The organism is Butyricimonas faecalis, from assembly GCF_003991565.1.
GTDB classification, from domain to species: domain Bacteria; phylum Bacteroidota; class Bacteroidia; order Bacteroidales; family Marinifilaceae; genus Butyricimonas; species Butyricimonas faecalis.
The window spans coordinates 453341-471024 of the sequence record NZ_CP032819.1; the positions used below are offsets into that span (position 1 = coordinate 453341).

Below are 17684 nucleotides of genomic sequence, written 5' to 3' on the forward strand. Positions count from 1 at the left end.
CTTAATTCGTTAGCCGCCGTCTTCTACAATTTTAATCGGAAAATATCGGATACCTGTTTGAAACCGTGATGCTCGAAGAATTGATGAGCAGAATGATTGTTGACACCTGATTCGAGGTAACAATCTTGTATTCCATTTGCCCGGAAACTCTCGGTTGCTCTTTGTAATAATTCCTGACCGATACGTTTTCCCCGGTATGCAGGATCGACACTGAGATCAAAAATAACCCCGTAAGGAGAGGCTCCGTCATTCGTGATGCCAAATAATACAAAACCGATGATTGTTTCGCCTTCCAGGTAGAGCAGGAGAGTATTGTCCGGGTTATCCACTTGTCGGTCGAGATACTTTAGCCATATTTCTTTATAATTCGGGGCAAGTTCGTTGCTGTCAAGAGCGATGCCCATTTGCAATTCTCCATGGGAAATGTAGGCTTTGTGTGACTCGATGATACGGGAGAAAAATTCGCAAAGTTGTGTTCTGTAATCGGTGGAATATATTGTTATCATGCGTGTAGATTTATTGTAATTTTCTTCTATTATGTTTTTTGCGAAGATAGTGAATAATTGCACGAATCATAATTTTCATGCTGAAATATATTCCAATGGTGGTAATAATGACAAGTACGACAGCCGTGAAAACACCAAACTCTTTAGATATCATAGAGAATACGGGTGCTTCACCGTTACCTTCCAATAATACCCCGAAAAGAGAGGCTATAGAGATAAAAAGAAGAATGTTCTTCGTGCTGTTAGCTTCTTTCAGATCAGCAATATTATTGGCATTTGTTAGGGATTTATCCACTCTTTCCGTGATATCTTTCAATTGTTGTTCATCAACGTCGATTCGCAGTCTTCGGCTTGCCTCGTGATACATATGCTTGTGGGACATATAGCGTAAGTAACGCACGGAATCGAGTTGTAGAATCACGTCGGATAAACTGATGCTTAAACGGGCATTTTGTTCAATCATATCCAGTATCTTGTCGTTGATGATCGTGAATCCTTGTTGTCCGTCTTTCGATTCCGGATGACTGTTATCTTTAATTGCTTGGCGGGAATTGAAAATATATTTATTCAGTACATAGTTAATCGTGTGTTTTTTAGCCAATAGGATTTCGATTAGCACGAGATATTCCGGCCAGCTGACGTGATAGCGGTCTCGTCGGGCCAAGTGCTTCTTCCAGTCGGTAGGAGCTTCTTTCCCGCGGTTCCCGTACGTACCGATAACGAGACTCATGTTTTCATTTGTCAGTACGAGATCATCGGTATCGATAGCGATGTTTTTTCCGCAAATATCTTCGAAACTGGAATCCATGCGGTAAGGCCATTCTTCGGGATAAAGACTCATGAGGCCCACGAGTTCCGCCTTGTGACATTGTTCGATGTGTTCGATAACCAGGTCTTCCCGCATCTGGTCAAAACGAATTCGTCCCTCGTGACCGATACTTTCCCAAATGTCCAGAAAAATATAATTATGACATCCGTATTCGAATTCTTTGGAATCCTTGTTTTTTCTTAAGTTTTGTCTCTGCTTGTCAAAAAAATAGCGATAACGCCTTTGCACTTCATCGAAAGTAACACCTTTAATTTTCACGTTTGTCGTGTGGGCGTGTGATTCTTCATCGATGTGTAAGTCGCTAATTGAAACTACTTTTAAAGAACCATCGATTTCTTGGCCTTTCTTTTTGTTGTTATATACCCAATGCTCCACGTGTTGCACGATCCCGGCTACGGCAATCAGTTGATCCGTGTTGAATGGAACGTCCGTCTGGCAAAATTTGGTCCCGTTAATTCTTCCTGTCGGGCTCACGATGATCCGGTAGGAAATTTCAACCGTCTTGTTGAAGAACACGGCTGCCCGTACATGTACATGTCCCCATAGCTTAGCGGGTGCGTTCCCGTCAATATCAATACATATATCAAAACCTTTCAGGCGATAACGGTTGATCACTTTATCCGTGTGGGTAAATAACTGGTCATCAAAATGTCCGTCATCATCTTTCTTGATGAAGAAATTCGTTTCGGGAGTCAAGGGAATTTCAATTTCCGCAGAGGTAAAGGTCTGTATTAGAATGATGGAAAATTCATTGTAGATAAGCCCGGATTCACACTGGTTGTAATTTCTCATAATACGCACGTTTCGTGCAAATATAATCAAATTTTATAAAATTGATAATCATCATGCGTTATCGGTTTTTGATCTTGGAACAATATTTGTAAAATACTTGTTTCTTGTAGTTATTTTTCATACATTTAAAGTACGATATTACTAACTAAATTTGTAAACATTATGGGAGGCGAAGGACATGTATTTGATATGATTCAGCGTGCGAAGCAGAATCGAAAAATGCTTCAAAATCGTCGCGATCGGACGAAAGGTCTTATCGAGAAAATGAACGAGAAGCCTTTAACAGGTTATCCGGATAAATTGCCGGAGGGGAAAATGGAGCAAATCGAAAAAGACATAAAGGCAAGAGAACACGATGAAAAGGTCTACTACTCCCGTTTTATGTTTACTTTTCTGGGAATATTGCTATTAGTTATGTTTGTGGCGTGGGGAATGTGGAAGTTATTGGGGGTATGAAATAAAGATTCCGATGTGGAATGTATATTCCGTGAATCGTTTGATACCGGCATTTATAAAAATAAGAAGATATAATTAAAGATTCGTGTTATGGTGAATTTGATTAGAATAACAGATCCGACAGATATTCGTTTACAAAAACTTATTTCTCTTTACGAGGAGGCTTTCCCGGAGGAAGAGAGACGAAAAATCAAGCAATTGAAACGGTTGATAAGCGAAAGATCGGAAATGTATTTTAATGCTATCGAGACAGACGGTATTTTAGCCGGTTTGTTTATCTACTGGGATATGCAAGATTTTTATTACCTTGAACATTTAGCCGTTTTTACCCCGATGCGTAATCTGAAAGTCGGACAACAGGTGTTGGACTACATTGCAGAACATTTAACCGGTATGCGATTGTTGGAAGTGGAACCGACCACGGATGAAATAACGACTCGTAGGGTAAATTATTATCGTCGAAACGGGTATGAGATTCTCGATAAGACTTACATGCAACCTTCTTATGACGAGGATATTGAAGTGGGTAACCTTTGGATTATGGGTAATCGGAAGTCTGATCGTTTACAGGAGTTTATCGAGCGTATAAAACAAATGGCTTACAAGGAGAATCGATAGTTTCTAGTGGAGGCTAAAAGAAAAAGGATCGATTTCTCGATCCTTCCTTCGTAGCGGGAGCCTGACTCGAACAGACGACCTTTGGGTTATGAGCCCAACGAGCTACCAACTGCTCCATCCCGCAATATTAGTCAAAACATCTTCTGTTTTGCGTCTGCAAAGATAGTGTATATTTATCGTGTATGCAAGTATTTCCTTCTTTTTTTAGAATAAATAAAATTAGCTGTCATGAAATCCCCCCCCACTTACACGAGAGAAGCGTTGATTACCAAGCGGCATTCACTCTCGTGTAAGGAGGGGGTAGGGAGGTAGTTGGTTGGAAAATTACTTTCCTAACATTTCACATACTTCGTTAAATACACATTCTCCGGTAAATCCGAATTTCTCGTCCAATACTTTGGCAGGAGCGGAATATCCGAAGTGGTTTACACCGTGGATACGACCATTGCAACCCACCAGGCCTTCCAAGGTAACGGATAAACCTGCTGTCAGTCCGTATTTCGGTTTGTTAGCCGGTATAACTTGTTCTTGATATGCTTGTGCTTGATGGCGGAATAAACCTTCGGAGATCACGGATACGATCTGAGAGGTGATTCCTTTCCGTTCTTGAAGAAGTTTAGCACCTTCCACCAGTGTAGAAACTTCAGAACCGGAAGCAACTAACACGACATCCGGGTTCTCTCCGGTTTTGCATACCACGTAAGCACCTTTTTCAGCTTGTAAAGCCTCGTCGTAACGGTCTGTTCCCGGAAGATCCGTGATGTTTTGTCTAGACAGGATCAAAGCGGTAGGAGTAGAGGTGTTTTCCATGGCCATTTTCCAAGCGACGGAAGTCTCGGCAGCATCGGCAGGACGCAGGGCCAACAAACTCATCTTTCCGGAATGATTCTCTAATTTCTCCATCAAACGCAATTGGGCTTCATGTTCGATCGGTTGGTGTGTCGGTCCGTCTTCTCCCACGCGGAAGGCGTCATGAGACCAAACGTATTTCACCGGCACTTCCATCAAGGCAGCCAAACGCACGGCAGGTTTCATGTAGTCGGAGAACACGAAGAAGGTTCCGCAAGCCACGAAGATACCCCCGTGGAGAGCGATACCGTTACAGATAACGGCCATGGTCAACTCTGCCACTCCGGCTTGGAGGAATGCACCGCTGAAATCCCCTTTCACGAGGTTACGGGCTCCACCTTTGATAAAGCCGTCGGTTTTGTCTGAATTACTCAAGTCGGCAGAGGAAACGATCATGTTCTCTACCTGTTGAGCCAAGGCCACCAGCACGTCAGCCGAAGCGGCACGCGTGGCAATGTTTGCTTTATGTTGGATTGCTTTATAGTCAATTTCGGGAGCTTTGCCGGATAAGAATTTGTGCAGTTTGGCTGCTAATTCCGGGTTCGCTTTTTCCCAAGCTGCCTGTTCTGCTTTTTTAGCTTTGGCGTAAGCCCGTTTTTCATCGAGTACTTTAGCGTAGAACTCGGCTACTTCCGGGAAAATCGTGAACGGTTTTTGCGGATCGCCACCCAAATTCTCGATCGTCTTTTCAATAGAAGCTCCGGCTCCGGTTAAAGGTTGTCCGTGAGTGGAAACTTTGTCGGAGAAATCTTCTCCGTTAGCCCCCATGGCTCCTTTACCCATCAAGGTTTTACCGATAATCAATGTCGGACGTTCTTTTTCGGCATTAGCGGCTTGTAATGCTTTGATAATCTCGTCAGCGTTATTCCCGTTGATCGTGATTACGTTCCATCCCCAAGCCCGGTATTTGGCAGCGGTGTCCTCGTGAGTTACTTCATTCACGCGGGTGGATAGCTGCACCTCGTTTGCATCGTAGAACATGATCAGGTTGGATAATCCCAGTGTTCCGGCAATACGTCCGGCTCCTTGTGAAATCTCTTCCTGAATACCCCCGTCAGAGATAAAAGCATACGTTTTGTGAGCCATCCATTCTCCGAAACGAGCTACCAGGAAACGCTCCGCGATAGCGGCTCCGACTGCCATGGCATGACCTTGGCCGAGAGGGCCGGAGGTGTTTTCCACGCCTCGTTTGAAGTCCACTTCCGGATGTCCGGGGGTTACACTTCCCCATTGACGGAAGTTTTTCAGGTCTTCCATGCTATACGTACCGATCAGGCTCAACATCGAATACAACATCGGAGACATGTGTCCCGGGTCAAGGAAGAAACGGTCCCGGTTTGCCCATGTCATATCATCCGGATCGAAGTTCAAAAATTGAGAATACAACACGTTAATGTAATCAGCACCACCCATTGCACCCCCCGGATGCCCTGATTTGGCTTTTTCAACCATAGAAGCTGAAAGGATGCGGATGTTGTCCGCTGCTCGATTAAGGATCTTATCCATGCCTATATTTTTTTTGATGAAAATTTTAAATTTTCGGCAAAGGTATGCTTTTCTGTCGGGAAATCAAAGCATGTGAAACTTAAAAGCGTAACCGTTAGAATGTTTCAATTTTTTTGATGCCTAGCCTGTTGAACATGATCCGGTAACGCTTGTATTCCAGCTGTTCTTCGTATTGACATTGGATAACAAAGTTGAGATAATAAGTCTTTTCCCCGTGTACCCGGATACTGTTACCTTCCGCGTCATTCCCGAATATCGGGACTTCCGGGTTATCCATTTTGCGAATGAATTCCGAAACATTGAAACGGATGATGTCATGTATGCCGGGAATCGGGTAGGCACTGATGTTGAGCAGTTGTTTCCGACCCAGTTGTACCCTTTTCCGGTAGAGAATGATTTTTTCATCCACACGTCGGTTTTCGGCTTCGAGCAAGGAGGAACGCCCTCGTAGCTCCATGACTTCGCGAGGAACTTTATTGTCGGAAATAAAATCGAAGCCCTCTTTACTCCAACCGATTTGTTGAGACTTTATGCTGATTTGAACTTTATTGTCATAGAATTTGGAACCCAGTTTGTGGGCGAAGTAGAAGCGCATCAATTCTTTGATCCGGTCTTTCAGCATGTAGCTGATCACTAACGCGATGAAAAAAGGTAGGGTGAAATTTCCGTATTTTTGCTGGAAGGAGAAAGAAACAATCGTGGCGAAAACCATGGACATGCCGGCTGCTATACTGAAAAGAATTTGTTCCAGCAGAAAAGTATTCCTTTTTTTACGTGCAATGAGGTAAAGGTCGCTTTCAATGTATTTTTTCAACATGCCAGCCCGTGAAATGAATTCCTGGTTGTTGCTTTTATTTTCCGTGTTGACGGTTATGTAATTTTTTTCCCATTTGTAATGCAATTCATCTTTTAAAAGTTCCTGCATCGATTTTTTCAACACAAAATAATCTTTCGGGTGTTCCCGGCTTAGAAAATCTTGCAATTTATTGACGTGTTGTTCGACAACATTGCTGATAAACTCATCCCCGAAATGGAAATATTCCAGTGTATTGGCATGAACGGTCGAAACATTGATGATTTTTCGTAAATTTCTGAATTTCGTGGTTACTTGTCGGATATTCGCTAAATATTCTCTTGTGAGATAACAACGGTCTTCCTCGATCGTGCTGTTGATGATGTGCGTGTACTCGTCTCGTAAGGCACTCTTCACGATCGAAGCGAACATTTTGACTTGTGATTCATATTCGGCTGTTGCCGTGCGGGTAGGGGTGGAGGAGAGTTGTCGAAATGCTTTTTCCAACTCTTGAAAAGGAAGCGTGTCCGTTGTTGCCAGATCCCGCAGCAGGTAGACAGGGGTGATCAAACGTACGTTGGATTTTATGTCCCGGTAAAATCGGGTTTTGTCGTACGTCATCGGGTTGATATCCAGACTATGAGGAACAAAGATCCACGTGTTCATCACGAAATCGCTTATGGCTAAACGTTTTCGAGTGATGAACCCTACTTTAAATTCGATAGAGAATTTATCGTGAATCTTTGCTTGAATTTCAATCATGGTTACCCTCCCTTATATAAACAATCCGTTTGTATATCCCAACCACTGTAAAACGGTTTCTCCCCATACGATGATCATGATCCAGGCAATAAACATCATGGTAATACCGAATTTGAACGTGTCACTCCAGCTATATTGATTGGTGGTGTAAAGTAAGGCGGCAGGTTTACTGTTAAAGGGCAACACGTACACGTGTCCCACGAGCATGGCAACGGGAAATGCCAAACTTAGAATTGGGTACCCGAACTTTTGTGCCACCCCGATGGCAATGGGAACAAAGATAAGCGTTTGCATGGTTTTCGATTGGAAAAGCAAGGCACTGAACAACATGGCTCCCGTGAGCAACATGTAGAGCGCCCAGAAGGGAGTTGCTTGCGTAATGCCCAGGTTGTCGAAGGCTGCATTTACTAATGTCCCCGATAGTCCGGTTGCGTCCAATCCGGCTCCCAGCGTGTAGGCTCCGGCGGAGAATAGCAGTAAATGCCACGGGATGTCGACATCATTCCATTTAACCACGCCGATTTTAGGCATCAAAGCGATAACGGCTCCGAGAAATGCTACCGCGGTTTGGTTGATCCCGTGTTGTTTATCGGTGGCCCAAAGGATTAACACGCCAAGGAATATGGCTATGGCTTTGTATTCTTCCTTATTCATCTTGCCGAGTTTGTGCAGTTCTTCCCGCAGGCGTTCCATGCCACCTTCAATTTGAGGAACTTTCTCTTCCGGTTTCAAGGGAAATATAATTTTACTGCCCACGAACCAAGCGATGAAAATTAGGATTATACTCATGGGGAATGCCGCGGTGAACCAATCTTGGTAGCTGAATCCATTCCACCCCATGGCCCCTGCTATTAACGATCCGGCGAGCAAGGTAGCTCCCGATCCGGTTAGAAAGCCGTTCGCCCCCAAGTTGATCTGGTACAGGTTTTGTAACACAAGATTACGCCCGAAGTTGTTGCGTTGATCACCGCCTCTTGCCCCGTAAATTGCGGCAACAACCATAAAAATAGGTAACAAGATGGCAGCCTTTGCCGTCGTCGCGGAAATGAAGGCGGACAGGACCACGTTTATCACGATGAAACTAAAAAGAACCCCGGTAGAGTTTTTACCGAAACGAATGACAAACCACAAGGCGAAACGTTTGGCCACCCGGGTTTTTACAAGCATACTGGCTAACACGAAAGATAATATATTCAACCACATTACCGGGTGACCAAGTTGAGCATAGGCTGTCTTATCCGTGGTAATTCCGGTTAGCACGATACTCAATATGACAATGAGCGATGTCAGGTAATTGGGAATGGCTTCGGTGATCCATAGTATGATCGCCCCGGCAAAGACGGCCAGCATGGCATAATTTATCCGGGAAAATTCATCGGCTCCTATTTCATTAAATCGTTTGAGGGCATTTTGAGTCAAGGTTGCCGGATCGATATTTTGGAGAAAAGAGATATCCGAAAACCAGTATAAGAAAGCAAACACGAGAACAGCAAGAGGTCCTCCCATGTAGGCCATCCATTTTTCGAAACCGGATTTGTTTAATTTCGGAAGTTTTTCAATCCGGTAATTGTTCATATCTAACGGGTCAAAATTTTGCATTCCTTTTTCCATGAAAACTCGTTTATAGGGTTATTTTTACCTTGTATATTGCCGTTGCTTGCGAGTGGGCGTATTTCCATTTCTCCATTCTCTTCCAGCATGGGAAGAGGGTGATCAAAACTCCTATTTATTCAGCAAATTGAGTTTTGACCCCCCCTTTAAATTACCATTTCGTGTAAGGATGTTTCATTAACATTGAATTGTAATATTTCACGTCCCCGGTAACTTCCTCACCTAGCCATGCCGGTTTAATGAAATTCTCATTCTCGTCTTTCAATTCAACTTCGGCCATCACGAGTCCTTCATTTTCTCCGTAAAACTCGTCTACTTCGAATGTGTGTTCTCCGGCTTTCACCAAGTAACGGGTTTTATCGATAATTCCCGGTTCGCAAAGTTTCAATAGTTCTTTTACCTCGTCTACCGGAATCTCTTTTTCCCATTCGTAGCGACTGGCCCCGGAGTCATTTCCTTTACCTTTAATCGTGATGTATCCTTTTTCTCCTTTGACACGCACGCGTACGGTACGTTCTGGAACAGAGGACAAGTATCCTTGTGTGATACGGGTGGCTTTGAACGAGTCAGCTTTGAAATCCCCTTTCACTAAAAATTTACGTTCTATTTCTTGTGCCATGATGTTTAATTTGCTAAAGGTTTGTTTATCATTCCGATCACGCGCTTGATAGCTTGCAGGTAATTGATATTTTCAACACCTTCCAAACCGACATCTTTGATCGTTTTTTTGATATCTTCGATTTCCGTGGATTCGGAATTAATCGTGTGAACCATAGCGCCGTTGATATATACTTCTCCGGTTTCACAGATCGTGTCGTTTACCATATACCCGTAGCGAATTTTTTCCACGGTTACAGCCTGCAAGTCCGGATGTTCGTTGATCATATTCAAAAATTCTTCCAGCGTGTAGGTTTCTTTAGTCAATTTAGGCATGTTGGCCACTTTGAATGCCGGGAATACCTCTTCATTCAAAACCTTTGCGGAAATTGGGAATTCGCCTTTCATCAGCGGATTCCATTGTTCCAACCCGTCAACGGCTTGCACGAACGTCTTTATATCCATTTTCCCGTCACGAATTTTCGTGTTGTTCACGTCATTCGTACGACTGACAATGTATGTTTCCGTGCTATGACGTTCCCACACTTTTTCCGGTACCGGAACGCTTAAGCGTGCCATTCTTTTTTCTTGCGGACAGAAACAACGTCCGAATGAACGAAACTCGAAACGCGGTTTGGATATTTCCCCGATTTTTAATTCTTCTTTACTCATAATTGGTTTGTGTTTTAATTTTATCTAAATCTTTTTAATCCGGCATATCAACTCCTGTATCCGGATTTTTACTTCCTTGTGTACCTTCTGCTAATTTCCAGGCTCCGGTTCCGTTCGGACAACGACTGAATGAGGGAGTGCTCGTTTTCGTAACATCGGTTAAAGTTTGATTTCCCCACCCAGTTCCTTTTTCTCCTCGTTTGAATGTATCCAATAATGATCCGTCCGGGGCAAATAGTTCAACCAGAACGCTTTTTTTACCGGAAAATCCGCTATTAAACCCATCGGGTGTCGAGCCTTTAGCTCCTAAAATTACAAAATATCCTTGAGGTGCTATCTTTTGTCCGCTTTTTCCAGTCCAGGTTAATTCCTCATCCTTATTAATAGTTACGCCTTCAAGATCAATTTCTACATCCGAGTTGTTGTAAAGTTCAATGTATTTTTCAGCATCACTTCCGGAACTATTTAATTCATTTAATACCAGCTTCGTGTAATCTATCGCTGCTGCTCCTACCGTATATTTTTTCTCTTGTGATTTTGTTGTGATCCCAGCTTTGTTGACTGCTTCCACGTAAAAAGTAACTTCCGCTTCATTGGCTTGTTGGGGGATAATACCCGTGTAGATATTTTTATCGGCAGTCATATTTACGGATGTATAATTGCCATCGCCTATTTTGTATTGGACTTTGGCAGATGCTACACCGTTCAAATCCGTGATTTTGGCTGTTACCGTTACGTCATCATTCGAAGTTACCGTTGTGGGTGTGTAAGCTACATCACTGATAGATGCAGGGCCTTCGTAAGGTTTATCTTCAACGCAAGCGCTAAAACCGAGCGTTAATATTGTGGCAAATAATAATAGTTTTTTCATAATTTAATCCATGTATTATATTTAAACTTGAAATTAGAAATCTATTTCCATGCGAAGTCCCAACATGCTGTAATTCACGCCTGCTTTACCTTTCTTTGCAGCTACTTTCGTGTAATCGGCAGTCGGTTTTCCGTCAGCATCATGTCCCACGATTAACTTGCCTTTACCATTGGCATAACGGTCATTGCTGCTATATTGATAGTTTAATACAAATTTCACGGAATTATTCACGTAATAGTTCAATCCGATGGTGTAGTTTTCACCTGAACCACCCCGGATGCTCCGACTATTTAAATCCATGTAATCATAACGTGCTAAAATTTCAAGATCTCCCCATTTCTTTCCTCTGCCGGGTTGTGTGAATTCTCCTTCGGCATTATTGAAACGTTGTTGTCCACCAAACAGGAGGTAACCGGCCATCACGTACCAACCACCGAAATGATGTGTTCCGGCATATTCGGCGTTTGTATTTTTAACTTTGGTATTGTTACCGATCAATTCACTCTGGAAACGGAAACCATTCTTGTATCCTGCCAATTCAAAACCGTAAAGAAGATCGTGCTTCACGTCTTTGATCACGTCGGTATCCAGGTATTTTTTACGATTAATAGAAGTACTGTTTCTGCTACTGAAGCGGCTTCCCCCGAAATCTTTCGGATCAACATCTGTTTTCGGGGTACGATAAGATCCGGCAATACCGAAATGCAATCCCATCGTGCGGTCATCGGAGAATGGCATGAAGTTTACTTTTCCCGTGTACGACATTCCTTGATTACGTCCGTAATCTTTGTTGTTATCAGCTACAAATGTACTGGTTTCAAGATTATCAATGGCTTGAAAGAACACTCCGAATGAAGCTCTCCACCAGTGTTTTGCATATTCTGCTTGAATTCCCAGGTGGCGGGATGGGGCAAACGTTTGAACCACCATAGGACGTTCCATGAAAGGAAGATAACGTGAAGAAGTGGTTTGTTCCATTGAAAAATCTTCTTTGAAATTACCGGCTTTAAAAGAGAAATTGTCTAATCCGGTAAACTCGATAATGGCATCTTTCAATTCGAATTCTCCGTTCGAAAAATCGGTATCGATCTCTCCATACCAATTCTTATTGATTTGGGCTTTAACGGCGAAGCGGGCTCTTCGAACGGAAACATTGTTCCCGATGGGATCAAAATCTTTGTCTAAACCCCAAAATACGGCACCATCCAATTGCACGCGGATATCAAACCAAAATTTGTAGCTTTGATTTAAGGATTCGAAAACGAGAATACCATTACGCTCTTCTGCTTGAAGTTTTTGTCGATTCACTTTCACACCATACTGGTTATAGCGTTCCCCGTCTTCTTTTTGCTCTTGAGCAAAAACGCCCAGGGTCACTAAACAGATTACCGATGATAGGATAAGTTTTTTCATAATTGAACTGTTTTAATTAAAAAATGTGTCATAAAGACTTTATGTATTGTATTAAATTATCCTCTCTTGTTAACTCCAGCTTCTTGCGTAGGCGGTAACGTCCGATTTCTACGCTTTTGGGCGATATATTCATCAACCCGGCGATATCTTTTGTCGAAAATCCGAGTCGCAATAACGTTGCCAGGCGTTTTTCTTGCTCGGTGATATCCGGGAATCGTTCCTGTAATTTGGTTATGAAATTTTTATGCAGTTCTTCCACCTGCGTGTAGAAACCACTCATTTCATTCGAAAAAGTCATTCTACTGCTGATGGTTTGTGCTATGTCCTCTAATCCTGTCTTAATTTCCTGAAGATCATCGATGGATTGAATCCGTTTTATTTCTTGGAATATGCCATCAAAAAATTTGCGTTGTTCACTGATGTCCAAGGCTAAGTCAACCAACTCTTTCCGCTTGATTTCCAATTTCGTATTCAGTCGTTCGTTTTCCAATTGAATAGTCTTCAATTCCATGGATATCAGTACTTGCTGAGCCTCGAACCGTTGATGTTGCTCCTCTTTTAAGGCGTTTTGTGCTTGAATTCGTTTGACTTGCTGATGTCGGAATGAAAATCCCACGAATAAGATGAACGAGATAAATAGGATCGATATAAGGGGTATCGTCATGTTGATCATTTGTTCAGGTGACGTACCCACCTCGTTGCGTTGCATCAGTCCTGGCAAATCAATCAGTTGAAACAATGTGTGCGCTATTCCAAAAGCGAGAGCCGGAGTCCCCAATATGGATATTCCCATTCGGATAGGCAGGGAGAGAGGTAACGCGTTCTTTCTTCTTCGGGCAATACTGATCCCCGTCATGCCCCCGATCACTGCGTGTACCGGAGATACGCTTGTGACAGGCAATCCGATGGATCCACATGCCCATGGATGATTGAAAAAGAACAAAACAATACTTCCCCCGATCAATATGGTAAACACGGACACGATATTCATATCGGTGATATTGTTACCATAGGATAGTATTTTCCGTTTTACAGGAATTGCCATCGACAGCGCGAGTATAAAAATAGATATGATCCAAAGCAAAGATTGGTCATCCAAGGAAAATAATCCGAAATCCAATCCGAAATCCAGAGTTTGTGAACGTACGATCGCCATGAATAGAGGACCGTTATTGGCTCCGATGGATATGCTCATCAGCGTGATTGCGATGATTATTCCCACCCGGAAACAGATATTCAAGTATAACAAATGAATATTTCCTTTCCGCGTGATACTCTGGATCAACCGGTACAATAAACAAGTAATTCCCCCACAAATCAAAGGGGCTAATATCCATACGATGATTAAGGGAAACAGGGATGTGTACACCTCGTTGACATGATTAAATACCTCCCATCCCAAAATGGCACCGTATATGGCATAACAAATCGAATTCACCGGACCGTTTTTTCTCAGCAAAAACATAGCCAGTGATGCTGAAAATGCAAGAATAGTACCCACGATAGGGGAGGAAATATTCCAATTTTCTTCATACTGCGTCCAGCTACTGCTTCTGCATATAATAAATCCGATGGAAAGGGATATTAAGAGGATCACGGTCATTACTCGAAAGCGAATAGAACCTGTTTGTATCGCGCTGGCAAAGGTAAAGGATATGTCGTTTATACACATCCACGAGCCGAATAGCAATACAATTAATATGATCTCGAACATTAACATCAGAAATTTCGTTTTATAGCCATTACGGATAACAGGTCAGCAATTTTTTCGGCAGCGTGTGACAATTCTTCAATATGCAAGGTAAAATAGCGCAAATGGAATTTCTCGCTTAATTTCAGTTTATCCATTTCATGGAAAACTTTCCGCTTTATAGATTGTGCCAATTTATTGGTTTCCTGTTCATAGAAGTAAACCCGGTGTATTTTGTCCGTCATTAAATCCGGAGTCCGGAAATAAGCCTTCGCTGCCGGGATGATACCCTCTACCGATAGGGTGGAAGTCTCGGTCAATTTGATAAAATCGTTGTTCAATTCCACGGGAATGAACGGGATTTCCACCTCGAATTGGAACAGATTACGAGCTAAAATGTCAACAACATTTTCCAGACGTTCCAATAGACGTAAGACATCTCCGCGTACCTCGGCCATGAGCGAGTGAGTATAGAGTTTACTCTCGATGCTTCTTCTCAACTCATTGGATGTTTTTTCCAACTTTGCCATGGATTGCAAGTTGTCATTAAACTGTTCCGTGTTATTATATAGGTAGTTTTTAACACCGCTTTTGAACACGAGGATCGTTTCATCGATAGTGTCAAAAAATGTATCAATGTCTTGTATTGTCTTATTTGTATTTTTCAGATTAAACATGGTTGTTCGTTTTTAAAATTCATGTTGTTTGTCCGAAACTCCTTTACAAAGAAAAACTATTTTCATGGGATGAAAAAGAGATGAAAACCTGTATGGAAATTTCGTAACAATTTCATGTAGTGTAAATAAGTGTTTTTATATGCTTGATAATTACTTAATTAATTATTTGTTTGTAGAGCTACGTGAATCCGGATAAGGAAAAGTGCTTATACTTTTGTAGAGTTTTAGTTGGTGTGTTTTTCATGATATTCCAAAGGTTAAATTTTTATTACTTTTTTGTTACATTCTTCGTGGAACACTACAAAAAAAGGTTAGAAAGTGTTTTCCACAATCTAACCTTTCTTTATTTTATATCAGGTATTTCATAAATTTTTATCCTTATACATATTTTCCCACCATGCAGGCTCTCCTTTCAAATATTTGGCAAAATAGGCCATGATCGTGTTTCCCCAGATAATACGTTGATTATAGTCCACCACGGCATGGTCGGCATTCTTGATCAGCACGAGTTCCACGTCTTTACCCAGGAGTTTCAGTGCGGTATAGAACTGAATGCTTTCGCCCGTGGGTACATTTACATCGGCCGTTCCATGCAATAGAAGCATGGGGGTTTTCACCTTGTCCGCGTTGAATAGCGGGCTTTGATCCACGTAGATGTCCTTCCGGTTCCACGGGAAAGCGTGGGCCGATGCGTTCGTGCTGTAACTATATCCCCAGTATCCTTCACCCCAATAGCTGGAAATGGAGGAAATTCCGGCATGTGAAATGGCACAAGCGAAGATGTCCGTGCGGGTTTGCAGGTACATGGTTGTGAATCCGCCGTAAGAGGCTCCCATGCATCCGACACGTTGGGCATCCACGAAAGGATGTGCTTTCAAGAATGCTTTCGTGCAGGCAATGATTTCATCTGCCGTGATTTTACCCCAGTTGTTTTGATGACGGGCTGAAAACTCTTGTCCGAATCCAATTGCACCAGAGGGTTGCATCACATATACAACGTATCCATTCGCAGCGTATAGGTTGAACGGCCATCTTCCTCCAAAAGTCCTTTCCACCGGAGTTGTTCCCCCGTAGTAATACACGATCATCGGGTATTTTTTCTTGGGATCGAAGTTTGCCGGGAGATAGTAGCGTCCGTCTATCGTGGTCCCTTTTTTGTAATTATAGTCCCAATCCTTTACCTGTCCGAACTCTATATTTTTGTATTGTTCGCCTTGTGGATCGGCCCATTCTTGTGCTTTGAGAGTCGTCAAATCCAAGGTATAGACCCGGGTCGGGTAACTCTCGTCGGAAGCGGTGTAAACCCCGGTACTCCCGTTTCTAGCCAAACTGATTTTTTGCACGAGATCACCCGGACATTCAATTCTCGTGATTTTTCCGTCTTTTCCATAGCGGAACAAGTAAACATAGTCCGTATCTCCGGCCACGATATAGATATTTCCGTCGGTATGCCAGATGTAGTTCGATACGGTAGGATTGAAATCTTTTGTGATCGGGGTTACTTCCTTTGAATTTAAGTCATAAATGTATAGTTGCGTGTCGTATCCGTTCACGATTTGTCCTTTACTGATTTTTACCCCCATTTGTCCGAAAGCATCAGCCGCTCCGGCAATAAGTAATTTCGAATCATCGGGGGAAAAGAGGCATCGAATGCCAATCAAGCGGTCTTTCCAAAGCGTATCGATTTGATGGGTACGGGCATTTAACAAGTAAACGGATTGTTTCCGGTACGGGTATTCGTTATAGTCCGGTCGTCCGGTGCTGATCAGAATTTGGTTTCCGTCATGACTGATGTCCATGATGGAGGTGGTTTGGTTGCCCCAAGTTAAGCGGGTATGTATGCCCGTGGCTAAATCATATTTGCATAGGAAATATCGATTCCGGTAGTAGGCCTGTCGGTCTTCAATCCCGTCGAGTTTACGGAGTTCCCATTCTTTCGGGGCATAATTCTCATTCTTGTAATAGATAAGATAACTCCGGTCCGGTGACCAGGAGAACGAGCCGATTGTTTGATCGTCCCGGAACAAACGTTCCATCTTTTGTTGCTCAATATCGTAGGTGTATAGGGAATTTCCCGTTCCTTCTTTTATGAGGTACGACAGTTTGTCTTCCCCGGGAATCCAGGTCAAGTTACTTGCGTTGTTGCCGTAGAAGGTGTACACGATCTCTTTGTCTGCAATTCTATACACGTTTGTCATGGAACTGCTTTTGCCTTTTATGATCTCACCTTCTACCATGATCAGGTATTTTCCGCTGGGAGAAACCTGAATTCCACCGACTCTGCGACCGTTCAGCACGTCTAGTATATTTTTCCCTCGTTTGGGAGATAAGGTGAATTCTACCGGGGCATCTTTGAAATCAGGATCTGCAATGAATTGAGCTGAAAATAGTTTGTCGCTTTCTTTTGTTTGCAGGCTTTTCACGATGATGGCGTGTTTTCCCGGAACCCATTGCAAGGTACATCCTTGTTTTACAGCTTCGGTTCCTTTGTGGCCGGTGTATGCGATTTTTTTCACTCCATCCACGTAAACTTCGGCATTCCCGTAAAATGAAAATTGCAGTTTCCCACTCATCCATTGTGTGTTTTCCGCGTAAACGGCATATAATCCGATAGCCGGAACGGCGCTGTTATTGGGGGCGATGACAATGCTATCGTTCATGGTCGATAGTTCCCAGGTTAGGGAGTGATATCGTAATTCCTGTTCTCCCACGGCAGGGGTTAAGTTATCGATGTTAAACGTGGAAAGAGTTAATAAATCTGCTTGGGAAAATGTTTTGTTTTCCACATTTCTCATGTTCCCGAAAGCCGGAAACTCTACCGGGGCAGGAGGTAATCCCATCCATTCCTTGACGGTCTGCCCGTGCAACTGCATGGTACAAATCAGGGCAAATAAAAGTAAAAGTTTTCTCATGTTATTGTATTTTGTTAATTTTAATCCACGGTAATTATATACCATTTTATAGTAAATGAGCACAAGCTTTATTTTACCTCAAACTCCTCCGTCCTACTCTCACCCATCCAACTTACTGTTACACAGTGGT

General features: G+C 42.8%; 14 protein-coding genes and 1 tRNA gene. 2 read left to right on the top strand and 13 right to left on the bottom strand.

From position 1 onward, the window contains the following. Nucleotides 1-23: 23 nt before the first annotated feature. A complete protein-coding gene (locus tag D8S85_RS01870) occupies nucleotides 24-506 on the bottom strand; it encodes a GNAT family N-acetyltransferase (RefSeq protein ID WP_106624544.1) in 483 nt (160 codons plus the stop codon). A gap of 10 nt (nucleotides 507-516) precedes the next feature. Beyond that, complete coding sequence (locus D8S85_RS01875) at nucleotides 517-2127, bottom strand: hypothetical protein (protein ID WP_106624545.1); 1611 nt, start codon at nucleotides 2125-2127, stop codon at nucleotides 517-519. A gap of 162 nt (nucleotides 2128-2289) precedes the next feature. On the opposite strand from D8S85_RS01875, the gene D8S85_RS01880 reads away from it, so the two are divergent. Together D8S85_RS01880 and D8S85_RS01885 are read left to right on the top strand one after the other, a co-directional pair. Then, the gene (locus D8S85_RS01880) at nucleotides 2290-2583 is read left to right on the top strand and encodes a hypothetical protein (RefSeq protein ID WP_106624546.1); all 294 of its coding nucleotides are present in this window, start codon (nucleotides 2290-2292) and stop codon (nucleotides 2581-2583) included. 90 nt (nucleotides 2584-2673) lie between these two features. Next, nucleotides 2674-3201, top strand: coding sequence for a GNAT family N-acetyltransferase (locus D8S85_RS01885; RefSeq protein ID WP_106624547.1), 528 nt, complete (start codon nucleotides 2674-2676; stop codon nucleotides 3199-3201). Nucleotides 3202-3252: 51 nt separating this feature from the next. Here D8S85_RS01885 and D8S85_RS01890 read toward each other — a convergent pair. The 11 genes from D8S85_RS01890 to D8S85_RS01940 all read right to left on the bottom strand — a co-directional run bounded on the left by D8S85_RS01890 (nucleotide 3253) and on the right by D8S85_RS01940 (nucleotide 17554). Next, nucleotides 3253-3325, bottom strand: a tRNA-Met gene (locus D8S85_RS01890). Nucleotides 3326-3525: 200 nt separating this feature from the next. After that, entirely contained in the window at nucleotides 3526-5556 is a 2031-nt protein-coding gene (locus D8S85_RS01895; RefSeq protein WP_181951169.1) for a transketolase family protein, read from the bottom strand. Nucleotides 5557-5650: 94 nt separating this feature from the next. Then, nucleotides 5651-7111 (bottom strand): hypothetical protein, encoded by a 1461-nt coding sequence (locus tag D8S85_RS01900; RefSeq protein WP_106624549.1) that lies wholly within the window; start codon nucleotides 7109-7111, stop codon nucleotides 5651-5653. Between the two features lie 12 nt (nucleotides 7112-7123). Then, the gene (locus D8S85_RS01905; protein WP_106624550.1) at nucleotides 7124-8722 is read right to left on the bottom strand and encodes an SLC13 family permease; all 1599 of its coding nucleotides are present in this window, start codon (nucleotides 8720-8722) and stop codon (nucleotides 7124-7126) included. Nucleotides 8723-8873: 151 nt separating this feature from the next. After that, nucleotides 8874-9341, bottom strand: a complete 468-nt coding sequence (locus D8S85_RS01910) for a CYTH domain-containing protein (RefSeq protein ID WP_106624551.1) — start codon at nucleotides 9339-9341, stop codon at nucleotides 8874-8876. Between the two features lie 5 nt (nucleotides 9342-9346). Next, entirely contained in the window at nucleotides 9347-9991 is a 645-nt protein-coding gene (locus tag D8S85_RS01915) for a hypothetical protein (protein WP_106624552.1), read from the bottom strand. Between the two features lie 34 nt (nucleotides 9992-10025). Then, a complete protein-coding gene (locus D8S85_RS01920) occupies nucleotides 10026-10862 on the bottom strand; it encodes a lamin tail domain-containing protein (protein ID WP_106624553.1) in 837 nt (278 codons plus the stop codon). Nucleotides 10863-10895: 33 nt separating this feature from the next. Continuing rightward, entirely contained in the window at nucleotides 10896-12275 is a 1380-nt protein-coding gene (locus D8S85_RS01925) for an OprO/OprP family phosphate-selective porin (RefSeq protein WP_106624554.1), read from the bottom strand. A gap of 28 nt (nucleotides 12276-12303) precedes the next feature. After that, nucleotides 12304-13995: a LuxR C-terminal-related transcriptional regulator gene (locus D8S85_RS01930; protein WP_106624555.1), complete on the bottom strand. Its 1692-nt coding sequence runs from the start codon at nucleotides 13993-13995 to the stop codon at nucleotides 12304-12306. Continuing rightward, nucleotides 13995-14642 carry a DUF47 domain-containing protein gene (locus D8S85_RS01935; protein WP_106624556.1) on the bottom strand — a complete coding sequence of 216 codons (648 nt, stop codon included), beginning with the start codon at nucleotides 14640-14642 and terminating at the stop codon, nucleotides 13995-13997. The genes D8S85_RS01930 and D8S85_RS01935 overlap by 1 nt, the downstream gene beginning before the upstream one ends. Nucleotides 14643-15004: 362 nt before the next feature. Continuing rightward, the gene (locus D8S85_RS01940) at nucleotides 15005-17554 is read right to left on the bottom strand and encodes a prolyl oligopeptidase family serine peptidase (RefSeq protein ID WP_106625230.1); all 2550 of its coding nucleotides are present in this window, start codon (nucleotides 17552-17554) and stop codon (nucleotides 15005-15007) included. Nucleotides 17555-17684 lie beyond the last annotated feature (130 nt).